Consider the following 21229-nt stretch of genomic DNA (forward strand, 5'->3'; position numbering starts at 1 on the left):
GTGCGGAAGAATAGGATAGACCGGACGGAAAGAATCGTGGTGGGAAGATTGAATAAAACGACAACAGGGAAAAAAATCAAAATCATTGCGGAACTTTTGTTTTTATTTGCGGCTTGTGCCGCCGGGATACTTTCCCGTGCAGGGAATCTTTCGTATCCGGCAGGAAATGCAGCTGTGCAGGAAGAAAAAGAAAAGAGGATCGCCCTTACTTTCGATGACGGGCCAAGTGCATCCTATACTGTCAGGCTTTTGGATGGCCTGAAAGAGCGGAATGTAAAGGCAAGCTTTTTCCTGATCGGAAAACAGGCGGAAAAGTATCCGGAAATTGTTAAACGGATCCAGAAGGACGGACATCTCATCGGGAATCATACGTATCATCATATTGAGCTGACGAAGGTAAGCAAAGAAAAAGAGATGGAAGAAATAGGGAAAACGAATGAGGTTCTGGAAGGTATCACGGGAGAGAAAGTGAGTTTTATCCGTCCTCCTTTTGGCGAATGGAGAAAAGAAATCCTGGAGGATGTGGAGCTGATACCGGTACTTTGGGATATCGATCCGCTGGACTGGTGCACCCCTGATTCGGGAGAAATCGTAAGAAGAGTAGTGACGAAGGCAAAAGAAAATGGTATTATCTTATTGCACGACTGTTACGAAACTTCGGTGGAGGCGGCGCTTCAGATCATCGATCTTCTCAAAGAAAAAGGGTATGAGTTTGTGACAGTCGATGAATTGATCATGGAATAAACAGAAAGAGAGTCTGAATATGATATACGAATTTTCAAGGACGGAACTATTGTTAGGCAAAGAGAAGATGGAAGTGCTCAGGAAATCTTCCGTAATGGTGTTTGGTGTAGGAGGTGTCGGATCGCATTGTATCGAGGCTCTGGCAAGATGCGGGATCGGCAAGTTGATCCTCATCGACAATGACACTGTGTCTCTTACCAATATCAACAGGCAGTCTATCGCTTACCACAGTACAGTCGGACAGTATAAGACAAAGGTCATGAAAGAACGGATTGCAGATATTTCCCCTGAGACGGAAGTGGTAACATATGAGCAGTTTGTGCTTCCGGAAAACCTGGAAGAGGTGTTTCAGGATCAGCCGGATTATATCATCGATGCCATAGATACTGTTACGGCAAAAATTGCCCTTGTCATGTACGCGAAAGAGAAAGAAATACCGATTATCAGCAGTATGGGGACAGGGAACAAACTGCACGCAGAATGTTTTGAGATCGCAGATCTTGAAGAGACGTCCGTTTGTCCTCTGTGTAAAGTTATGCGCAAGGAACTGAAAAAGCGAGGTGTCCGGCATTTGAAGGTGCTGTACTCCAAAGAAAAACCCATCGATACGAAAAACCGGGAGACGGAGGAAGAAAAGGGGGCAAGGCGTTCGCTTCCTGGCAGTATCTCCTTTGTCCCTCCGGTTGCAGGGCTTATGATTGCGGGGGAAGTGATCAGGGATCTTGCAGGATGCAGATAAGGAGGTACTGAAGATGGATTTATTTGAATATGCCAGAGAACTTCAACAGGAGAAAGAGGCTCCGCTTGCTTCAAGACTTCGGCCGACTACCCTGGAAGAGGTGGTAGGCCAGCAGCACATCATCGGAAAAGGAAAACTGTTGTACCGGGCCATCAAGGCAGACAAACTGAATTCCGTTATCTTTTACGGGCCCCCGGGTACCGGGAAGACAACTCTGGCCAAGGTCATTGCGAACGCTACAAGTGCACAGTTTTGCCAGATCAATGCTACTGTGGCGGGGAAAAAAGATATGGAAGCAGTCGTGGAGGAGGCAAAAAAGACACTGGGGATGTACCGCAAGAAGACGATCCTGTTCATCGATGAGATCCACCGGTTCAATAAAGGGCAGCAGGATTACCTGCTTCCATTTGTGGAAGACGGAACGGTCATTCTCATCGGAGCCACCACGGAGAACCCATATTTTGAGGTCAACCGGGCGCTGATTTCCAGATCCACGGTTTTTGAACTGAAACCTCTCTCGAAAGATGAGATCAAAGTGTTGATTGAGAGGGCTGTCTATGATGAAAAGAAAGGGATGGGAAGCTATCATGCTGTCATCGATCCAGATGCGGAAGAGTTTCTGGCTGATCTGGCAGGAGGAGATGCCCGCCTTGCATTAAATGCGGTAGAACTGGCTGTCTTGACGACGGAGAGAGAGAAAGACGGAAAAATCCACCTGACACTGGATGTTGTGTCAGAGTGTATTCAGAAAAGAGTCGTCCGTTACGACAAAGACGGGGACAACCATTACGATACAATATCCGCATTCATAAAAAGCATGAGAGGATCTGATCCGGACGCGGCTGTCTATTACCTGGCAAAGATGCTTTACGCGGGGGAGGACGTGAAATTCATTGCGAGGCGGATTATGATCTGTGCGTCTGAAGATGTGGGAAATGCAGATTCGATGGCACTTACGGTTGCGGTTTCCGCTGCTCAGGCGGTGGAACGGATTGGGATGCCGGAGGCACAGATCATTCTTGCCCAGGCTGTCCTCTACATTGCAGGAGCGCCGAAAAGCAATTCTGCAGTCATGGCGATAAGTGAGGCGATGCAGAATGTAAAGCAATATCGGACGACTGTCCCTGCACATCTCCAGGATGCCCACTACGGCGGACACGAGGAACTTGGACACGGTATCGGATACAAGTATGCCCACAATTATCCATATCACTATGTGGATCAGCAATATCTTCCGGATGAGATCAAAGGAACTGTGTTTTATCATCCGGGAGAAAATGGGAAAGAAAAAGAAATCGGAGAATGGCTTCGTTTCATACGGGGACAGAAAGAAAAATAGCAGGCCGCGTCAAAAGACGCGGCCTGAAACAATCTCAAAGAAGATGTGTCATAATATAGGCGTAGATTTCCTGATTTCTGGCAGTCCAGTTAGATACAATAACTTCCGCCTCTTCCTCGGATGGAACTGTCACGGTAAGATCAATGAGAGGCATGTTCTGCTCGATGACCTGACAACGGACAGAAAACTCGCCTTTTGTATTTCGGTAATAATCCGATTTGACGGATACTTCATTTTTGAGGGAAAATTTTTTCTCCACAAAAAAATCATACACATCTTTTTTTATGGCATCAGATATCTTGTTTTCAAAATAGGAAATGGACTCAAGCCCTTCTTCTGTCAGATGATACAATGTCCGGTTATGAGTTGTCTCTTCCCGGATCAGCCCCGAATCAGCAAGCTCTGACAGGGCTTTTTGCAGTGTGAAATATGTTGTATATCCTTTCCCGAGTATAAAGTCCGATATCTGCGCATTCGTAAGGGGAAAATCCACCTTTTCCAGCATATATAAAATGATCAGCTTATAGAGCGTAAAGGTTTCAGACATGGACTGCTCCTTTCTACAAAAATCTACAGTTCTTTCCCTGCCATACATCCTTTTCTTTAAATGACTGAGCCATACGGTTCAAGACAAGCCGTTTGTTCGCAGTCCAAAGCGGCGCGATCAGGATGGATTTTGGTCCGTCTCCGGTAAGACGGTGGATGACGATATCCGAACGGAGCGAACAGATGCAGACGCCGAGAAAATCCAGGTATTCTTCCATGGAAGGGAGAGGAAAAGGGTGTTCCCGATAGAGATCGCCAAGATCTGTTCCATCCAGCACATGCAGCAGCTGAAGCTTGACACCCTGGATATCCATCCGGTTCAGATAATCGATCGTCTCCAGCATATTGCTCTTTGTCTCCCCTGGAAGATAGAGGATCATGTGAACGATCACATCGATCCCTTCCGCGCGAAGAAGCGAGACAGCACGGTCAAATACCGCCAGATCATAGCCTCTTCGGATAAATTGCGCCGTGCTTGGATGGATTGTCTGAAGACCAAGTTCCACCCAGACAGGTTTGATCCGGTTTAGTTCCGAGAGGAGGGCAATCGTTTCTGCCGGGAGACAGTCCGGGCGGGTAGCCACGGAGAGGATCCGGACTTCCGGATCTTTGATTGCCTCCGAAAAGACAGCGCGCAGTTTTTCGATCGGAGCATATGTGTTTGTAAAAGCCTGAAAATAGGCGATATAAGAGTGACCGTGGTATTTGGATTTCAGACGCGCCTTCTGAAACTCAATCTGACGGCGGATGGAAAGCCGGGAATCCCCGGCAAAATCGCCGCTTCCTCCCCGACTGCAAAAAATGCAGCCGCCAGTTCCGCATGTTCCGTCCCGGTTTGGACATGTAAAGCCTCCGTTTAAGGAAAGTTTGTACATTTTTTCGTTGTATTTCGTTTTCAGATAACTGTCAAGGGAATAGTAGCGTCTGCCGTCACGGCGATACGGATACTCTGCCATATCAGATCAACGCCTTCACGGCAGCGCTTACAGCGTCAGCCACACGAGGATCAAAAGCTTCAGGCAGGATGTTTGTCTCACTGAGTTCTTCATCCGGGATGAGCCCCGCGATGGCATGAGCGGTAGCAAGTTTCATATCTTCCGTGATCTGGGAAGCACGACCTTCCAGAGCACCTTTAAAGATGCCAGGGAAAGCCACCACATTATTGACCTGATTCGGGAAATCACTTCGGCCGGTTCCAATGACTCTGGCCCCTGCTTCCCTGGCAAGATCCGGCATGATCTCAGGCACCGGATTTGCCATGGCAAAGAGAATGGAGTCCGGATTCATGGAAGCCACCATCTCCTTTGTGACAATATTTGGTGCAGAAACTCCGACGAAAATGTCGGCTCCTTTCAGTGCATCGGCGAGCGTGCCATGATGGTTCTGCAGATTTGTAACTTCCGCCATCTTTTGCTGCATCCAGTTGAGATCCGGGGAGTCTTTGGAGATGATGCCGTTGATGTCACACATAACAACATCGCGGAAACCGTAGGTAAGCAGCAGTTTTGTGATGGCTACGCCTGCAGATCCGGCTCCGTTTACAACAACTTTACAGGATTCCTTCTCCTTTTTAACAACTTTCAGGGCATTGATGATACCAGCAAGCACAACGATGGCCGTTCCATGCTGGTCATCGTGGAAGACCGGGATATCAAGAAGTTCTTTTAACCGCTCTTCAATTTCAAAACAGCGAGGGGCGGAAATATCTTCCAGATTGATGCCTCCAAATGCAGGAGCAATGTGTACGATGGTGCGGATAATCTCTTCTGTATCCTGTGTATCCAGGCAGATCGGGACCGCATTGACTCCGCCGAATTCTTTGAAAAGTACGGCCTTTCCTTCCATGACAGGCATAGCTGCGTGTGCACCAATGTTGCCAAGTCCGAGAACCGCACTTCCATCGGAGACAACGGCGATGGTATTTGCCTTCATCGTATATTTGTAAGCGGCCTCCTTATCCTTTGCAATGACCTTGCACGGCTCTGCAACGCCGGGCGTATATGCGACAGCCAGGTCCTCCCTGGATTTTACGTGAGATTTTGCAGTAGTCTCGATTTTTCCGTTCCAGAGTTCGTGCATTTTCAGCGCTTTTTCTAATGTATTGTCTGCTGACATATGATTCACCTTTTCTTCTATAATAGTATGTGCATTCCTGCACACCTTTATAAACCATAATACCATTGATAAATGTCTGGTGCAATAAACAATTTGGAAAAAGGGCTTTTCAATTCGTGAATAATAAGTTATACTTTAAATATTATTTCGAGACAGGTCTGGTCAGACTGAATTTCCCGACATTGCAGAAAGGAATGAAAACAGAATAATGATGGATATGAAAGAAAAATACGAAACTCTTTCTCTGGCAGTGTTGAAAGATGTCGCTAAAGCAAGAGGGCTGAAAGGGACTTCTGCACTGAAAAAGTCGGAGCTGATCGATCGGCTGCTGGAGGAAGACAAAAAGGCCAATGCCAAAGAAGAGGAAGATTCAAATACAAAAGAGGAAAAAACAGAGACTGATACAGCCCGGAAAGAAGAAAATAAAAACGAAAAAGAAAAGATGGGAATGGATATTTCGGAGCTGGACAGTGGTATGAGTGCGCAGGGTATCCTCGAGGTGCTCCCGGATGGATACGGTTTTATCCGGTGCGAAAACTATCTTCCCGGAGAAAACGATGTCTACGTATCCCCTTCGCAGATACGTCGTTTTGGGCTGAAGACAGGGGATATCATCACAGGAAATACAAGAATCAAGACGCAGTCTGAAAAATTCAGCGCGCTTTTATATTTGACAAAGATCAATGGAATCCCGCCGGCGGAAGCCACAAAAAGGAGGAGCTTTGAGGATCTTACACCGATTTTCCCGAATGAACGGCTTCGCATGGAATGCTACAACAGTTCTACAGCCATGAGGATCATGGATCTTTTATCCCCGATCGGAAAAGGCCAAAGAGGAATGATCGTGTCTCCTCCGAAGGCAGGAAAGACAACACTTTTAAAAGAAACGGCGCTCTCCATTCTTAAGAATAATCCGGAAATGCATCTCCTGGTATTGCTGATCGATGAACGTCCGGAAGAAGTAACCGATATCAAAGAGAGTATCAGGGGGAAAAATGTGGAAGTGATCTATTCCACATTTGATGAACTTCCGGATCACCACAAGAGAGTATCAGAGATGCTGATCGAACGCGCAAAGCGTCTGGTAGAGCATAAAAAGGATGTCGTCATCCTTCTGGACAGCATCACACGTCTTGCAAGGGCGTATAACCTTGTGGTCCCGCCAAGCGGAAGGACTCTGTCCGGAGGACTTGACCCGGCGGCTCTCCATATGCCGAAACGTTTTTTTGGAGCAGCAAGAAATATGAGGGAAGGCGGAAGTCTCACAATTCTGGCTACCGCATTGGTAGATACGGGAAGTAAAATGGATGATGTCATCTATGAAGAATTCAAAGGTACCGGAAATATGGAACTTGTGCTTGACAGAAAACTTTCCGAAAAAAGAGTGTTCCCGGCTATCGATATTCCAAAATCCGGAACGAGAAGAGAAGATCTTCTCCTTACACCGGAAGAGCAGGAAGCAGTCTATATCATGCGCCGCGCACTAAACGGCATGAAGTCGGATGAGGCGGTTGACAACATTCTGAACCTGTTTAACCGGACGAAAACAAACGCGGAGCTTGTGCAGACAGTAAAGAAAATGAAGTTTATTTAAAAAAAGCTTGCAAAACATATTCGGATATGATATGATTAATCCGCTGTTTAAAGACAATTAGTCGCAGAGAAATCTGTGTGAGACGAATAAAACAAGAAGAGGTGAAAATCATGAAAGAAGGAATCCATCCAGCATATCATCAGGCAACTGTAACATGCAACTGTGGGAACACATTCGTAACAGGTTCTACAAAAGAAGATATCCATGTTGAAATCTGTTCTAAATGCCACCCGTTCTACACAGGACAGCAGAAAGCGACTCAGGCTCGTGGCCGTGTTGATAAGTTTAACAAAAAATACGGAATCGAAAGCAAATAAGATTCAGAAAATTTGGGCTGAGGTCAGGCGATCTCAGCCCGTTTCATATTATTGAGGAGTTTGTATGAAATCATCAAATGTTGGAGGGCAGGCCGTCTTAGAAGGTGTGATGATGAAGCACAAAGACGAGTACGCGGTGACGGTCCGGACGCCGGACGGAACGATCACTGTGGAAAGCGGCAAGTACGAAAGTATTGTGAAATCTCACAAAAAGCTTTTGCACATCCCATTTGTAAGGGGAATCTTTAATTTCATCGATTCCATGGTTCTTGGGATGAAGACATTGACTTATTCGGCAAGCTTTGAAGAAGAGGAAGAAAAAGAGATCACGGAGAAGGAAGCGTTGAAAAGAGAGAAGATGGACAAGATTCTGACCGGTATCATCACGGCTGTGTCATTTGTCCTGGCCATAGGAATCTTCATGGTGCTTCCGTATTTTCTTTCAGATCTTTTAAAAACGGTCATCCCGTCTTACACAGTCCGGATCATTCTGGAAGGTGTCATCCGGATTGTGATTTTTGTAGTATATATCTGGCTTATCTCAAAAATGGAAGATATCAGCCGGCTTTATCAGTACCACGGAGCGGAGCATAAATGTATCAACTGCATCGAGCATGGACTGCCGCTCACAGTGGAAAACGTGAGAAACAGCTCGAAGGAGCATAAGCGCTGCGGGACAAGTTTTCTGATGTTTGTCATGATCGTCGGCATTGTTCTTCTGTTCTTTGTCCAGACGGAATCCCATGTGCTTAGAGTTGTGATTCGGATTGCGCTTCTGCCGGTCATTGCAGGGATTTCCTATGAGATCATCCGTCTGGCAGGAAATTCAGATCATCCTGTTGTAAACATTTTAAGTAAGCCGGGACTCTGGCTTCAGGGACTTACAACAAAAGAACCAGATGACCGTATGATCGAAGTGGGAATCGCATCGGTGGAGGCGGTCTTTGACTGGAGAGCGTACCTGAAAGAAAATTTTGGGAAGAGTTACCCGGAACAGGAAGAAAACAAAGGAATACCGGAAATGCAGGAGGGAACACCGTGACGTTTAGGGAAGCGCTGAACCGGGGAAAGCTGTATCTCATGGAATGTGGGATAGAAGAGTATGAGCTGGATGCGTGGCTTTTATTTGAGCATGTGACCGGGATCAACAAGGCGATGTATTATGTGAAAGACAGAGAAGAACTGCCGGAAGATCAGGAGAGAAAGTACCAGGAAATGCTGCACAGGCGAGGAGAGCATATTCCGCTCCAGCATCTCACGGGTGTACAGGAATTTATGGGGTATTCATTTCGTGTAAACGGCAATGTCCTTATTCCGAGACAGGATACGGAGATACTTGTGGAAGATGCGGACGCTTTCTGCCACGTAATGGAAGGACAGGGGAGAAATATTCGGATTCTGGATTTGTGTACTGGTTCCGGATGCATTCTTCTGAGTCTCATGAAGATGGACAGTCATGGCAGCAGGAGCGGAATCGGATCGGACTTATCGGAAGAAGCGCTCCGGATTGCCAGGGAAAACCAGAAGATTTTGGAGGTTTCAAAAGAGAAGGCGGCGTTCATAAAGAGTGATCTTTTTGAAGAGATAACGGGAAGATTTGACATGATCGTGTCCAATCCTCCGTACATCCGGACAAAAGAGATAGAGAAACTGCAAGAAGAAGTAAGGCTTCACGATCCGTTCCAGGCACTGGACGGAAAAGAGGACGGCCTTTATTTTTACCAAAGGATCACGGAGAGAGCTTCGGATTTCCTGAATGACGAAGGAAGGCTGATTTTTGAGATCGGATATGATCAGGGGGAGGCAGTTTCCGCTATGATGAAGGACGCGGGCTTTGACAGTGTGTATGTAAAAAAGGATCTGGCAGGACTTGACCGTGTAGTAGGCGGCGTGTACAATAGAGCAAGAGAAAATTAGGAGGAATTGACAAATGTTTGATAAACTGGAAGATTTGCTGATTCGTTTTGAAGAAATCATGGGCGAACTTCAGGAGCCGGATGTTGTAAATGATCAGTCCCGTTTCAGACGGCTGATGAAAGAACAGAATGATCTGGCGCCTATCGTGGAAGCGTATAAAGAATACAAAAAATGCAATGAGACGATCGAGGACAGCGTTGCCATGTTGGAAGAAGAATCAGACGAGGAGATGAGAGAACTTCTCAAAGAAGAACTCTCCGACGCGAGAAAGCGTGTGGAGGAGCTGGAACATGAACTTAAGATCCTGCTTCTTCCGAAAGACCCAAATGACGATAAGAACGTTATCGTGGAAATCCGAGCAGGCGCAGGCGGGGATGAAGCAGCTCTTTTTGCTGCTGAGATTTACCGCATGTACATCCATTATGCAGAGAGCCGGCGCTGGAAATGTGAGATGATCTCTCTGAATGAAAATGGGATCGGTGGATTTAAAGAAGTTGTGTTTATGATCTCCGGACAGGGGGCATACTCCAGATTGAAATACGAAAGCGGTGTTCACAGGGTGCAGCGTGTTCCTGAGACGGAAAGCGGCGGCCGGATCCATACCTCCACTATCACGGTTGCGATCATGCCGGAGGCAGAGGAAGTGGATGTACAGATCGACATGAATGACTGTAAGTTTGACGTGTTCCGTGCATCCGGAAACGGTGGCCAGTGTGTCAATACGACAGACTCTGCCGTGCGTCTGACCCACATCCCGACAGGTATCGTAATTTCCTGCCAGGATGAGAAATCACAGCTGAAAAATAAAGATAAAGCGCTGAAAGTTCTCCGCGCAAGACTCTATGAACTGGAGCAGGCAAAGCAGCACGATGCGGAAGCAGAGGCACGAAGAAGCCAGGTTGGAACAGGGGATCGTTCAGAAAAAATCCGGACATACAATTTCCCGCAGGGACGTGTGACAGATCACCGGATCAAGCTGACGCTCCACAGGCTTGACTCTATCATGAACGGAGATCTGGATGAGATCATCGATTCTCTGATTGCGGCAGACCAGGCAGCGAAACTTGCAAATATGCAGGAGAACCAGTAATTCAGTTTGTTTATGAGATAAGAAGGTAATCATTATATGGTAGAATGGAAATTTAGGCGTCCCGTTTTGGAAGACCGAGAGTTGATCGATACGTTTTTCCGAAAATATCCGAGCCGAAGCTGTGACAGGACATTCGCAAATGTTCTGCTCTGGGCAAGGCACTACAATGTAGAATTCTGCTTTACAGGGAAAGTGATCCTGTTCCGCGACAACAGTGATGGATATGGATTTGCCTGGCCGGTAGGGGGAAACGGGGACGTTAAGGAAGTAATTCCTGAGATAGAAGCGTATTGTGAGAGAGAAGGAAAGACATTTCTGCTTTATGGGGTAACGCCGGAACAGTTTGCACTTCTCGAAGAATGGTATCCGGGGAGATACCAGATCTCGTATGAGCGCGACTGGGCGGATTACGTATATGAGTCGGAGAAGCTCTGCACGTTATCGGGAAAGAAACTTCATGGAAAGAGAAACCATATCAACAAATTTAAGGCGATGTTTCAGGACTGGAGTTATGAGAAGCTGACGGATGATAATCTGGAAGAATGTTTTCAGATGGCTCTCGCATGGAGAAATGAAAACGGATGCGAGGATGATGAGGAGAAAAATTCCGAGATGTGCGTTACGCTGAACTCCCTGAGACTTTTCCGGGAACTTTCGCTCACAGGAGGAGCGCTGAGGGTAAACGGAAAGATCGCAGCATTTACAATCGGGGAACCGATCAATGAAGATACATTTGTTGTTCACATTGAAAAAGCGTTTGCCGATGTTCCGGGCGCTTACCCGATGATCAATCAGCAGTTCGTGCAGCACGAATGCACGGGATACCGTTATGTCAACAGAGAGGATGATGTCGGACAGGAGGGGTTAAGGAAGGCAAAATTGTCTTACAAACCGGCATTTCTTGTAGAAAAGGGAATTGTGACGATCAAGCAGGAGGTATCAGAATGATTGCAGAAAAGATGAAAGGAATGGTGGCAAACAGCTCTGCCATCCGTGCTATGTTTGAGGAAGGAAACCGTCTTGCAGGAATATACGGGGCAGAAAATGTCTACGACTTCAGTCTCGGAAATCCGAATATACCGGCTCCGAAATCAGTGAAAGAAGCGATGATCTCTATTTTGAATGAGGAAGATCCGATTACCGTACACGGGTATACGAACAGCAACGCGGGTTACGCGGATGTGAGGAAAGCGGTTGCTGAAAATCTGAACAAACGTTTTCAGACAAATTTTACAGGAAATAATATCATTATGACGGTAGGAGCTGCGGGCGGCCTGAATGTGATCCTGAAGACTCTTCTCAATCCGGGCGACGAAGTCATCGTGTTTGCCCCATATTTTGGAGAGTACAGAAGTTATGTAAGCAATTTTGACGGAGTTCTCGTAGAAATTTCTCCGGATACAGAGACTTTCCAGCCAAAAATGGAAGAATTTGAACAAAAGATCACAGCAAAGACAAAGGCAGTCATCGTCAACAACCCGAATAATCCGACCGGTGTCGTCTATTCGGAGGAGACGATAAAAAGGCTTGCTGCAGTTATGGAACAGAAACAGAAGGAATTCGGCACGGACATTTATCTGATCTCAGATGAACCATACAGGGAACTTGTCTATGGAAATGTAGAAGTTCCATTTCTTACGAAATATTATGACAATACAGTCATCGGATACTCTTTCAGCAAATCCCTTTCTCTTCCGGGAGAACGGATTGGCTATCTTGTCATACCGGACGAGGCAAAAGACAGTGCAGATATCCTTTCTGCGGCAAATGTGGCAAACAGGATCCTTGGATTTGTCAATGCTCCGACTTTGCAGCAGAAGGCGGTAGCAAGATGTCTGGATGAAAAGGCGGATATTGCATTTTATGACAGAAACAGGGAGGCGCTTTACAATGGGCTTTTGGAAGCAGGCTTTTCCTGCATTAAACCGCAAGGAGCCTTTTACCTTTTCGTAAAGGCACCGACAGAAGACGAAAAAGAATTCTGCGGACGGGCCAAAAACTACAACATTCTTATGGTACCGGGAAGTTCGTTTGGATGTCCGGGCTTTGTAAGACTTGCATACTGTGTGTCTCATGAAACGATCCTTCGTTCATTGCCGAAGTTTAAAGAACTGGCAAAAGAGTACGGCCTGTAGGGAGGAGTACAGATGTTAGAAGAAAATATCCGGAAAGTAACACCATATGTGCCGGGGGAACAACCTCAGTGCAAAGTGATCAAACTGAATACAAATGAAAATCCATATCCACCTGCTCCGGGAGTAAAAGAGGCGCTTAGAAATCTGGATACTGACAGACTTCGCCTTTATCCGGACCCGGAGATGAAGACTCTTATATCTGCCCTGGCGGAGTTCTATGGAGTGAAAAAAGAGCAGGTGTTTGCGGGAGTCGGATCCGATGATGTGTTGTCCATGTGTTTTCTCACATTTTTTAATTCCGGGAAACCGATTCTTTTCCCGGACATAACGTACTCGTTTTATAAAGTGTGGGCAGACCTCTACCGAATCCCTTATGAGTGCCAGCCCCTGGATGAGAATCTCAGAATCAGAAAAGAAGATTATGAAAAAGAAAACGGAGGAATCATTTTCCCGAATCCAAACGCACCGACGTCCATCTACGAAGACCTTTCCTTTGTGGAAGATATCCTGAAAAAAAACAGAGATGTCATTGTCATTGTGGACGAAGCATACATTGATTTTGCAGGGCCGTCGGCTGTCCGTCTGATCGATACATACGATAATCTCATCGTGACACAGACATTTTCCAAATCACGATCTATGGCTGGTATGCGAATCGGGTTTGCCATAGGAAATGAAAGACTGATCCGATGGCTGAATGATGTGAAGTACTCTTTCAACTCCTACACGCTGTCATATCCATCCATCGTGTGCGGGACAGAGGCTGTCAAGGACAGAGCGTACTTTGAAGAGACGACGGAGAGGATCATTCGAACACGGACTTGGGTGCAGAAAGAATTAAAAGAGCTTGGATTCATTTTTCCAGAGTCCAGCACAAATTTTATATTTGCAAAGCATCCGGATTACAGCGGAACGGACTTATTTGAAGCATTAAGAAACGAAAATATTTATGTGCGCCACTGGAATGATCCTGCCATCAAAGAATATCTGAGAATTTCAGTCGGAACAGATGAGGAGATGGAAACATTCCTGAACGTGCTGCGTGCAGTAATGAAGAAACGATAAAGGGAGGACCTATCGACATGATAATGAACTTTATCCGGGGATTCTGTATGGCGCTGGCCGACAGTGTACCGGGGGTGTCCGGAGGAACGATCGCGTTCCTTCTTGGATTTTACGACAAATTTATCGATTCTCTGGATCACATCATGGGAAAAGACAAAAAGAAACGAAAGGAAGCGATCCTCTTTCTCTGTAAGATTGCCGGCGGCTGGATTATCGGTATGGCGGGTTCTGTGCTTGTCTTGGCAAGTCTGTTTGAGAAACACATTTATCAGATCAGCTCTATGTTCCTTGGTCTGATTCTGTTTTCCATTCCACTTATCATAAGTGAGGAGAAAAAGACGATCAAAGGGAATTACCGACATCTGTTTTTCCTCGTGATCGGAGTGGCGCTTGTTGTTGTCATTAGTTGTCTCAATCCGGTTGCCGGAGAAGGGATCAGCGTGGATGCAGGCAGTCTGAATATCGGGCTTGGAGCATATGTGTTTATAGCAGGAATGATTGCCATCTGCGCCATGGTACTTCCAGGTATTTCCGGATCTACCATTTTGTTAGTGTTCGGGCTTTACATACCGATCATTACTTCACTGAAAGAAATTCTGCACCTGAATATGGAGTATCTGCCGGTGCTGATCATTTTTGGCTTGGGGGTACTGACAGGCATTGCTCTTGTCATCCGTGCTATAAAGACAAGTCTCAAAAAATATCGTTCCCAGATGATCTATCTCATCATCGGAATGATGATCGGTTCCCTGTATGCCATCAAGGTAGGACCAACGACACTGGAGGCGCCAAGAGACCAATTGACACTTTCGACATTCAGTATTGTTTTCTTTATCATTGGAGCGATCCTTGTTTTGGGGCTTCAGAAACTGCAGATGGTTGGAGAAGAAAAATAAAAAGTTTGCGCAGGCAGCGCAAACTTTTTTGCAAACTTGACAGTACAGTTTTATTTTATTACTTGCCTTTATCCCTGAGGGAGAGAAGACGGGCATATTCGAGGAGATCCAGCTTGGACTTGTCAGATAAGTGTGCATAGAGGGTACGCAGCTGATATTGGACAAGCCGGTCATCGATGGAGTTGTCTGTCTCAAAAGATTCCACAGAAATAGATTGTTTTCCCGAAATCAGATAATCAGTACTGACATTGAAAAAACGGGCGATCATAAACAGTTTTTCATAATCAGGCTGTCGGTTTTTTGTCTCGTACCCAGCGATAGTTGAACGGGATACTTGCAGATATTTTGCAAGTTCATCCTGAGTCACATCGGTATTTTCGCGTAGCATTTTCAGTCGTTCCGGGAACCCCATAGCATCTCCTCCTGTGTATAGTGTGGCTACATTTTATCAGTTGATACATGGATAAAACAGGAAGTGTGCCAAAAAGAAACGAAATGTGTCGAAACGTGACGAAAGATGCGGCTTTGATTCGTGTGTTGACAGGTATGTATAAAATCTTTATAATTTACTTAGAATGATATAAAAAAGAAAGTCTGGAGGAATACAGATGCTGATAGCAAAAAATGATGAAAAAGAAAGAAGCCACATTTTCCGGATTGTGATCTGGACGGCGTCAATAATCATCATTGTGGTAGCTGCCTATTTCCTGATACGCTCATTCGGAGCAAATCCCATCAGAGGGACGTGGAAGTACCAGGATGATAATATTGTGATGGATATCAAAAAAAGCGACAAATTAACGATTACATTTGCAAATCTTCAGGATGTTACGGACTTGGAAGTGACAATGGAATATGACATTGACAAGTCAGACAAAATGATCGTCATCAAGAGTCCTACTGAGACAGAGCTTAGAAAGATCGCGGAAGAGACAGGCGGAAAAGTGGAAGAGACAGTTCTTGATACGGCAGTCGGAAAATTTACAACATCATTTGACTACAGTATCGAAAGCCAGAAGCTTACGCTTACCGATCGGGAATACGGCGATCAGATGGTTTTTGATAAACAGTAGCAACGAAACTCCCCTCTATATAAGTAAATATTATATAGAGGGGTTTTGAATGTGTAAGGAGGAAAGAGCATGCTGCGGGAAATGACAAAGGAAGTGCGTATCGGAAACGTAGTGATCGGAGGAAAGAATCCGGTCGCTATCCAGTCTATGACAAATACAAAAACAGAGGATGTGGATGCCACAGTGAATCAGATTCTTGCTTTAGAGAAAGCAGGATGTGAGATCATCCGCTGTGCAGTGCCGACGATGGAGGCTGCGGAGGCGCTTAGTAAAATCAAAGAAAGGATCCATATTCCGCTTGTGGCGGATATCCATTTTGACTATCGGCTGGCCATTGCCGCCATCGAAAACGGGGCGGACAAGATCCGGATCAATCCGGGAAATATCGGGGATACAGACCGGGTAAGAAAAGTAGTGGAAAAAGCAAAAGAATACGGTATTCCCATCCGTGTGGGGGTAAACAGCGGTTCTCTGGAAAAAGGTCTCATAGAAAAATACGGTGGAGTGACAGCGGAAGGGATCGTCGAAAGCGCCCTTGATAAAGTTCATCTCATTGAATCGATGGGATATGACAATCTTGTTGTCAGCATCAAATCATCGGATGTCCTGATGTGTGTGAAGGCCCATGAGCTTATCGCAAAAGAGTGTCCGTATCCGCTGCACGTGGGGATCACGGAATCCGGCACAGTCCTCTCCGGCAACATCAAATCTTCCGTGGGACTTGGGATCATCCTGTACCAGGGCATCGGGAATACGATCCGTGTCTCTCTGACAGGGGATCCGCTGGAGGAGATTAAGTCTGCAAAACTGATCCTCCGGACACTTGGACTCCGAAAAGGAGGAATCGAGGTCGTATCCTGTCCGACATGTGGACGGACAAAAATCGATCTGATCCGCCTTGCAAATCAGGTGGAAGATATGGTGCAGGATATTCCTCTTGACGACATCAAAGTGGCAGTCATGGGATGCGTTGTCAACGGACCGGGAGAAGCGAAAGAGGCGGATATCGGTATTGCCGGAGGGATTGGGGAAGGTCTTCTCATCAAAAAAGGACAAATCGTGAAGAAAGTCAAAGAAGAAGAACTTCTGAATACGCTGCGGCAGGAATTGCTAAACTGGAAACAAGAGTAAAGGCGGAGCAGGAATGGGAAAAGATTTTTTTGAAGTTTTTCCGACTTTAAAGCTGGATGATGAGATGAAGTTTCTTCTCCAGGGAGTTTTGGTCACGAAAGTGGCGACAAATTCAAACCGGGATTTTATAAAAGTACATATTTTCAGTACACATCTCCTTCAGAAAAGAGTTATCTACAAACTGGAACAGATGATAAAAGATCAGTTGTTCGGACGAACGATGATACAGGTGGAGATTATCGAAGAGTACAGGCTTTCAGAGCAGTACACACCGGAAAACCTTATGCAGGAGTATCATGACAGCATCCTGTTGGAATTATCCCGAAGAAGCACGGTGGAAAAAAATATGTTTGAAAATGCTTCCTGTGATTTCGTGGGCAATACGCTGTGTCTGAAACTTCAGGATTCCATCGTGGCAGAAGGGAAAAAAGATGCGATTGCAGGGCTTTTGGATGAAGTGTTTAACGATCGTTTTCACGTCCCTGTCTCCATCCAGGTATCCTACCTTCCAAAGAAGAAAAAAAGTGCGCTGAAATACAATGAACTTCAGCTTCAGGCAGAAGTAGACCAGATCGTGGCGAGAAATGAGGAACTCCGAAAAGAAAAAATGAAGAAAGAAGAGACTGGAGACACCGGCAAAGCTGAAAACGAACCGAAAAAAGAGGAAGCTCCTAAAAGGCGGGAGAAACGCTTTGATAAAGGACAGAAGAAACCGTTTTTCCGTCACGATTTCCGCAAATCGGATGATCCGAATATGATTTACGGAAGGGATTTTGACGATGCGCCGATAGAGCTCAGCCAGGTCGTATCGGAGATGGGAGAGATCACGATCCGGGGGAAAGTCATCAGTTTTGAGGCAAAGGAAATCCGGAATGAAAAGACGATCCTTATGTTTGCAGTGACTGACTTTACCGACACGATCATGGTCAAGATGTTCACAAGAAACGAACAGCTCCCGGATCTCCTCGGGGAGATTAAAAAAGGTGCCTTTCTGAAGATAAAAGGGATTACGACCATCGACAAATTCGACGGAGAGCTGACGATCGGTTCTGTTACCGGTATCCGCAAAACAGGGGATTTTACGACAAAGAGACAAGATATCAGCCCGGAAAAAAGGGTAGAGCTTCACTGTCACACGAAGATGAGTGATATGGATGGTGTTTCTGAGGTAAAAGATATTGTGAAAAGGGCACATGACTGGGGCCACAAGGCGATTGCGATCACAGATCACGGAGTGGTCCAGGCATTCCCGGATGCCAACCATTATATCGAAACACTGGATAAGGATGATCCATTTAAGATCATCTATGGAGTAGAGGCGTATTTGGTGGACGATCTCACGGAGATTGCTCAGGGAGCCGGAAATCAGACGCTTTTTGACACATATGTCGTATTTGACCTGGAGACAACAGGATTCAGTCCTATCCAGGATAAGATTATCGAGATCGGGGCCGTAAAAGTAGAAAACGGTCAAATCACGGAAAAGTTCAGCACATTTGTCAATCCAAAGATCCCGATCCCGTTTGAGATCACAAAACTTACGGGTATTACAGATGAAATGGTAGTGGACGCAAAACCTATAGAGGAAGTGCTGCCAGAATTTCTCGGGTTTATCAAAGATGCGGTTTTAGTGGCTCACAATGCAGGATTCGACGTAAGTTTCATTGAACAAAACTGCAGGTATCAGAATATCAAGCCAGATTTCGCATCTGTCGATACGGTGGCGCTGGCCAGAGTTCTGCTTCCGACTTTATCAAAATACAAACTGAATGTTGTGGCAAAAGCACTCAATATTTCTCTGGAAAATCATCACAGGGCAGTGGATGACGCCGGAGCCACAGCGGAAATTTTCGTGAAATTTGTGGACATGTTAAAGGAGCGGGGAATCACAACTCTGAAAGGGATCAATCAGTTTGGGTCCATGAATCCAGACGCGATTCGGAAACTGCCGTCCCATCATGCGGTAATACTGGCAAAAAATGAGACCGGAAGGGTCAATCTGTACCGACTTGTATCCATGTCTCATCTGACATACTTTTTCAGGATGCCGAGAATTCCCAAAAGTGAATTCAACAAGTACAGAGATGGCCTGATTATTGGAAGTGCCTGTGAAGCCGGGGAACTGTTTCAGGCGGTTTTGAACGGCAAGTCGGAGGAAAAGATCGCCAAACTGGTAGAATTTTATGATTATCTTGAAATTCAGCCAATCGGCAACAACCGGTTTATGATCGCCAGCGACCGAATTTCCAATGTGAAGAATGAAGAGGACTTAAGAGATCTGAATCGCAAGATCGTCCGTCTGGGAGAACGGTTTCAGAAGCCGGTCGTCGCCACGTGCGATGTTCATTTTCTGGATCCGGAGGATGAAGTCTACCGGAGGATCATCATGGCTGGAAAAGGATTCGGCGATGCGGATGAGCAGGCGCCGCTCTATCTTCACACGACAGAAGAGATGCTGGAGGAATTTTCGTACCTGGGCACGCAGAAAGCCCACGAAGTAGTCATTGAAAACCCAAATAAGATTGCGGATATGATAGAGAAGATCTCCCCGGTCCGTCCGGACAAGTGCCCGCCTGTCATCGAGAATTCTGATCAGGAGTTGAGGGATATCTGTTACAAAAAAGCTCACGAAATGTACGGAGATCCCCTTCCCGATGTGGTAACGGAACGGCTTGAAAGGGAGCTTCATTCTATCATCTCCAACGGGTTTGCCGTGATGTACATTATTGCTCAGAAACTGGTGTGGAAATCCAACGCGGACGGTTACCTCGTCGGATCCAGAGGGTCTGTAGGATCTTCTTTTGTGGCCACTATGGCCGGAATTACGGAAGTCAATCCACTAAGTCCGCATTACTATTGTCCGAACTGTCATTACAGTGACTTTGACTCGGAAGAAGTAAAGAAATTTGCCGGAGGATGCGGATGGGATATGAAAGATAAAGAATGTCCGGTCTGCGGTGCACCGCTGATCAAAGATGGATTTGATATTCCGTTTGAGACTTTTCTTGGATTCAAGGGGAATAAGGAGCCGGACATTGACCTCAATTTCTCCGGAGACTATCAGAGCCAGGCACACAAATATACGGAAGTCATTTTCGGGAAAGGGCAGACCTTCCGTGCCGGGACAATCGGCACTTTGGCCGATAAGACCGCATTCGGGTTCGTGAAGAATTACTATGAAGAGAGAGGCAGCAGGAAGCGTAACTGTGAGATAGACAGAATCGTGCAGGGATGTACTGGAATACGAAGAAGTACAGGACAGCATCCAGGGGGGATCATCGTTCTTCCGCACGGAGAAGATATCAACTCTTTTACCCCGGTGCAGCATCCGGCAAACGATATGAATACGGACATCATTACAACCCATTTTGATTACCATTCCATCGACCATAACCTTCTGAAACTGGATATCCTCGGACACGATGATCCGACGATGATCAAGACGCTGGAGGAATTTATCAATTCAGATGCCATGGAAAATGAATATGATGGGGTAAACCGTATTTTTGATGCCCGCGATATTCCGTTGGATGACCCTCAGGTTATGTCGCTGTTTGCAAACACGAAGGCTCTTGGGATCACGCCGGAAGATATCGGTGGATGCCCGGTAGGCTGTCTTGGAATCCCGGAGTTCGGGACGGATTTTGTTATCCAGATGGTAGTAGATACAAAGCCAAAGACACTTTCCGATCTGATCCGTATTTCAGGACTCTCCCACGGGACGGACGTATGGCTGAACAATGCGCAGACATTGATCCAGGAAGGAAAGGCGACCATCTCCACGGCAATCTGTACACGTGATGATATCATGACCTACCTTATCAACAAGGGCATGGACAGTGAGCTTTCCTTTACGATCATGGAGAAAGTCCGAAAAGGAAAAGGGCTGACGCCGGATTTTGAAAAGGCTATGACAGAAGCGGGAGTGCCGGACTGGTATATATGGTCCTGCAAAAAGATCAAGTATATGTTCCCGAAAGCTCACGCGGCTGCATACGTCATGATGGCCTATCGGATCGCCTACTGTAAGGTCAACTATCCGCTGGCCTATTATGCGGCCTATTTTGGTATTCGCGCTGATGCGTTTTCCTACGAGATCATGTGCCAGGGAAAAGACAAACTGAATTATTATATCGAGGACTATAAACACAGGCAGGACAGCCTGAGCAAAAAAGAGCAGGATACGATGAAAGATATGAAAATTGTTCAGGAAATGTACGCCCGGGGGCTGGAATTTATGCCCATCGATATCTACGAGGCAAAGGCTACGCGGTTTCGGATCATAGACGGAAAGCTGATGCCTCCGCTGTCCAGTATCGAAGGAATGGGAGACAAGGCCGCGGAAGCGGTGGAGCTCGCTTCAAAAGATGGAAAGTATCTGTCCAAAGATGATTTCCGTCAAAGGACAAAAGCCAGCAAAACAGTCATCGACAAAATGGACGAATTGGGACTTTTAGGTGATTTGCCTGAGTCAAACCAGCTTTCTTTGTTTGATTTTGCCAATTAGTGCTTTAAACAGCTAAAGAGA

Annotated in this window: 19 protein-coding genes; 15 read left to right on the plus strand and 4 right to left on the minus strand. The window is 46.1% G+C overall.

Annotated features, from left to right (window positions below):
- The first annotated feature begins 39 nt into the window (after positions 1–39).
- The 3 genes from ACLROL_RS04335 to ACLROL_RS04345 are packed head-to-tail and all read left to right on the plus strand — an operon-like array spanning position 40 to position 2822.
- Positions 40–744, plus strand: a complete 705-nt coding sequence (locus ACLROL_RS04335) for a polysaccharide deacetylase family protein (protein WP_287447864.1) — start codon at positions 40–42, stop codon at positions 742–744.
- 19 nt (positions 745–763) lie between these two features.
- Positions 764–1483: a ThiF family adenylyltransferase gene (locus ACLROL_RS04340; RefSeq protein WP_087200253.1), complete on the plus strand. Its 720-nt coding sequence runs from the start codon at positions 764–766 to the stop codon at positions 1481–1483.
- 13 nt (positions 1484–1496) lie between these two features.
- Complete coding sequence (locus tag ACLROL_RS04345) at positions 1497–2822, plus strand: replication-associated recombination protein A (RefSeq protein ID WP_413067392.1); 1326 nt, start codon at positions 1497–1499, stop codon at positions 2820–2822.
- 34 nt (positions 2823–2856) lie between these two features.
- Here the strand turns inward: ACLROL_RS04345 and ACLROL_RS04350 are convergent, their stop codons facing one another.
- The 3 genes from ACLROL_RS04350 to ACLROL_RS04360 are packed head-to-tail and all read right to left on the minus strand — an operon-like array spanning position 2857 to position 5483.
- Positions 2857–3369: a DUF4364 family protein gene (locus ACLROL_RS04350; protein ID WP_087200256.1), complete on the minus strand. Its 513-nt coding sequence runs from the start codon at positions 3367–3369 to the stop codon at positions 2857–2859.
- A 13-nt stretch (positions 3370–3382) separates the two neighbouring features.
- Entirely contained in the window at positions 3383–4324 is a 942-nt protein-coding gene (locus tag ACLROL_RS04355; RefSeq protein ID WP_413067393.1) for a TIGR01212 family radical SAM protein, read from the minus strand.
- A gap of 1 nt (position 4325) precedes the next feature.
- Complete coding sequence (locus tag ACLROL_RS04360; RefSeq protein ID WP_087200260.1) at positions 4326–5483, minus strand: NADP-dependent malic enzyme; 1158 nt, start codon at positions 5481–5483, stop codon at positions 4326–4328.
- A gap of 217 nt (positions 5484–5700) precedes the next feature.
- Here ACLROL_RS04360 and rho point away from each other — a divergent pair, with 217 nt between their 5' ends.
- The 9 genes from rho (at position 5701) to ACLROL_RS04405 (ending at position 14497) form a co-directional block, all read left to right on the plus strand.
- On the plus strand, positions 5701–7077 hold the full coding sequence (rho, locus tag ACLROL_RS04365; protein ID WP_413067398.1) for a transcription termination factor Rho: 1377 nt from the start codon (positions 5701–5703) through the stop codon (positions 7075–7077).
- Positions 7078–7187: 110 nt separating this feature from the next.
- Positions 7188–7394 carry a 50S ribosomal protein L31 gene (rpmE, locus tag ACLROL_RS04370; RefSeq protein ID WP_087168467.1) on the plus strand — a complete coding sequence of 69 codons (207 nt, stop codon included), beginning with the start codon at positions 7188–7190 and terminating at the stop codon, positions 7392–7394.
- Positions 7395–7458: 64 nt separating this feature from the next.
- The gene (locus tag ACLROL_RS04375; RefSeq protein WP_413067394.1) at positions 7459–8436 is read left to right on the plus strand and encodes a DUF1385 domain-containing protein; all 978 of its coding nucleotides are present in this window, start codon (positions 7459–7461) and stop codon (positions 8434–8436) included.
- Entirely contained in the window at positions 8433–9311 is an 879-nt protein-coding gene (gene prmC, locus ACLROL_RS04380) for a peptide chain release factor N(5)-glutamine methyltransferase (RefSeq protein ID WP_087200264.1), read from the plus strand. Before ACLROL_RS04375 ends, prmC begins: the two co-directional genes overlap by 4 nt.
- Before the next feature lie 13 nt (positions 9312–9324).
- Complete coding sequence (prfA, locus tag ACLROL_RS04385) at positions 9325–10401, plus strand: peptide chain release factor 1 (protein ID WP_087200266.1); 1077 nt, start codon at positions 9325–9327, stop codon at positions 10399–10401.
- Between the two features lie 36 nt (positions 10402–10437).
- A complete protein-coding gene (locus tag ACLROL_RS04390) occupies positions 10438–11349 on the plus strand; it encodes a DUF2156 domain-containing protein (protein WP_087200269.1) in 912 nt (303 codons plus the stop codon).
- Entirely contained in the window at positions 11346–12536 is a 1191-nt protein-coding gene (locus ACLROL_RS04395) for a pyridoxal phosphate-dependent aminotransferase (RefSeq protein ID WP_087200271.1), read from the plus strand. Before ACLROL_RS04390 ends, ACLROL_RS04395 begins: the two co-directional genes overlap by 4 nt.
- Positions 12537–12548: 12 nt before the next feature.
- Entirely contained in the window at positions 12549–13601 is a 1053-nt protein-coding gene (hisC, locus tag ACLROL_RS04400; RefSeq protein WP_087211804.1) for a histidinol-phosphate transaminase, read from the plus strand.
- Between the two features lie 17 nt (positions 13602–13618).
- Positions 13619–14497: a DUF368 domain-containing protein gene (locus ACLROL_RS04405; protein WP_087211802.1), complete on the plus strand. Its 879-nt coding sequence runs from the start codon at positions 13619–13621 to the stop codon at positions 14495–14497.
- Between the two features lie 58 nt (positions 14498–14555).
- Here the strand turns inward: ACLROL_RS04405 and ACLROL_RS04410 are convergent, their stop codons facing one another.
- The gene (locus tag ACLROL_RS04410) at positions 14556–14909 is read right to left on the minus strand and encodes a helix-turn-helix domain-containing protein (protein WP_413067395.1); all 354 of its coding nucleotides are present in this window, start codon (positions 14907–14909) and stop codon (positions 14556–14558) included.
- A 196-nt stretch (positions 14910–15105) separates the two neighbouring features.
- Here ACLROL_RS04410 and ACLROL_RS04415 point away from each other — a divergent pair, with 196 nt between their 5' ends.
- The 3 genes from ACLROL_RS04415 to ACLROL_RS04425 all read left to right on the plus strand — a co-directional run bounded on the left by ACLROL_RS04415 (position 15106) and on the right by ACLROL_RS04425 (position 21208).
- Complete coding sequence (locus ACLROL_RS04415) at positions 15106–15570, plus strand: hypothetical protein (RefSeq protein WP_087200280.1); 465 nt, start codon at positions 15106–15108, stop codon at positions 15568–15570.
- 69 nt (positions 15571–15639) lie between these two features.
- Positions 15640–16701, plus strand: a complete 1062-nt coding sequence (ispG, locus tag ACLROL_RS04420) for a flavodoxin-dependent (E)-4-hydroxy-3-methylbut-2-enyl-diphosphate synthase (RefSeq protein ID WP_087211798.1) — start codon at positions 15640–15642, stop codon at positions 16699–16701.
- 13 nt (positions 16702–16714) lie between these two features.
- Positions 16715–21208 carry a PolC-type DNA polymerase III gene (locus ACLROL_RS04425; protein ID WP_413067396.1) on the plus strand — a complete coding sequence of 1498 codons (4494 nt, stop codon included), beginning with the start codon at positions 16715–16717 and terminating at the stop codon, positions 21206–21208.
- Positions 21209–21229: the final 21 nt, after the last annotated feature.

The organism is Sellimonas sp. (assembly GCF_047234585.1).
In the GTDB taxonomy this organism is placed as follows: domain Bacteria; phylum Bacillota; class Clostridia; order Lachnospirales; family Lachnospiraceae; genus Sellimonas; species Sellimonas caecigallum.

What these genes read in the sequence shown, in the direction of transcription:
- ACLROL_RS04340 (WP_087200253.1), top strand. Translation starts at nt 764, where the DNA reads ATGATATACGAATTTTCAAGGACGGAACTATTGTTAGGCAAAGAGAAG.
- ACLROL_RS04345 (WP_413067392.1), top strand. Translation starts at nt 1,497, where the DNA reads ATGGATTTATTTGAATATGCCAGAGAACTTCAACAGGAGAAAGAGGCT.
- ACLROL_RS04350 (WP_087200256.1), bottom strand. Translation starts at nt 3,369, where the DNA reads ATGTCTGAAACCTTTACGCTCTATAAGCTGATCATTTTATATATGCTG.
- ACLROL_RS04355 (WP_413067393.1), bottom strand. Translation starts at nt 4,324, where the DNA reads ATGGCAGAGTATCCGTATCGCCGTGACGGCAGACGCTACTATTCCCTT.
- ACLROL_RS04360 (WP_087200260.1), bottom strand. Translation starts at nt 5,483, where the DNA reads ATGTCAGCAGACAATACATTAGAAAAAGCGCTGAAAATGCACGAACTC.
- rho (WP_413067398.1), top strand. Translation starts at nt 5,701, where the DNA reads ATGAAAGAAAAATACGAAACTCTTTCTCTGGCAGTGTTGAAAGATGTC.
- rpmE (WP_087168467.1), top strand. Translation starts at nt 7,188, where the DNA reads ATGAAAGAAGGAATCCATCCAGCATATCATCAGGCAACTGTAACATGC.
- ACLROL_RS04375 (WP_413067394.1), top strand. Translation starts at nt 7,459, where the DNA reads ATGAAATCATCAAATGTTGGAGGGCAGGCCGTCTTAGAAGGTGTGATG.
- prfA (WP_087200266.1), top strand. Translation starts at nt 9,325, where the DNA reads ATGTTTGATAAACTGGAAGATTTGCTGATTCGTTTTGAAGAAATCATG.
- ACLROL_RS04390 (WP_087200269.1), top strand. Translation starts at nt 10,438, where the DNA reads ATGGTAGAATGGAAATTTAGGCGTCCCGTTTTGGAAGACCGAGAGTTG.
- ACLROL_RS04395 (WP_087200271.1), top strand. Translation starts at nt 11,346, where the DNA reads ATGATTGCAGAAAAGATGAAAGGAATGGTGGCAAACAGCTCTGCCATC.
- hisC (WP_087211804.1), top strand. Translation starts at nt 12,549, where the DNA reads ATGTTAGAAGAAAATATCCGGAAAGTAACACCATATGTGCCGGGGGAA.
- ACLROL_RS04405 (WP_087211802.1), top strand. Translation starts at nt 13,619, where the DNA reads ATGATAATGAACTTTATCCGGGGATTCTGTATGGCGCTGGCCGACAGT.
- ACLROL_RS04410 (WP_413067395.1), bottom strand. Translation starts at nt 14,909, where the DNA reads ATGGGGTTCCCGGAACGACTGAAAATGCTACGCGAAAATACCGATGTG.
- ACLROL_RS04415 (WP_087200280.1), top strand. Translation starts at nt 15,106, where the DNA reads ATGCTGATAGCAAAAAATGATGAAAAAGAAAGAAGCCACATTTTCCGG.
- ispG (WP_087211798.1), top strand. Translation starts at nt 15,640, where the DNA reads ATGCTGCGGGAAATGACAAAGGAAGTGCGTATCGGAAACGTAGTGATC.
- ACLROL_RS04425 (WP_413067396.1), top strand. Translation starts at nt 16,715, where the DNA reads ATGGGAAAAGATTTTTTTGAAGTTTTTCCGACTTTAAAGCTGGATGAT.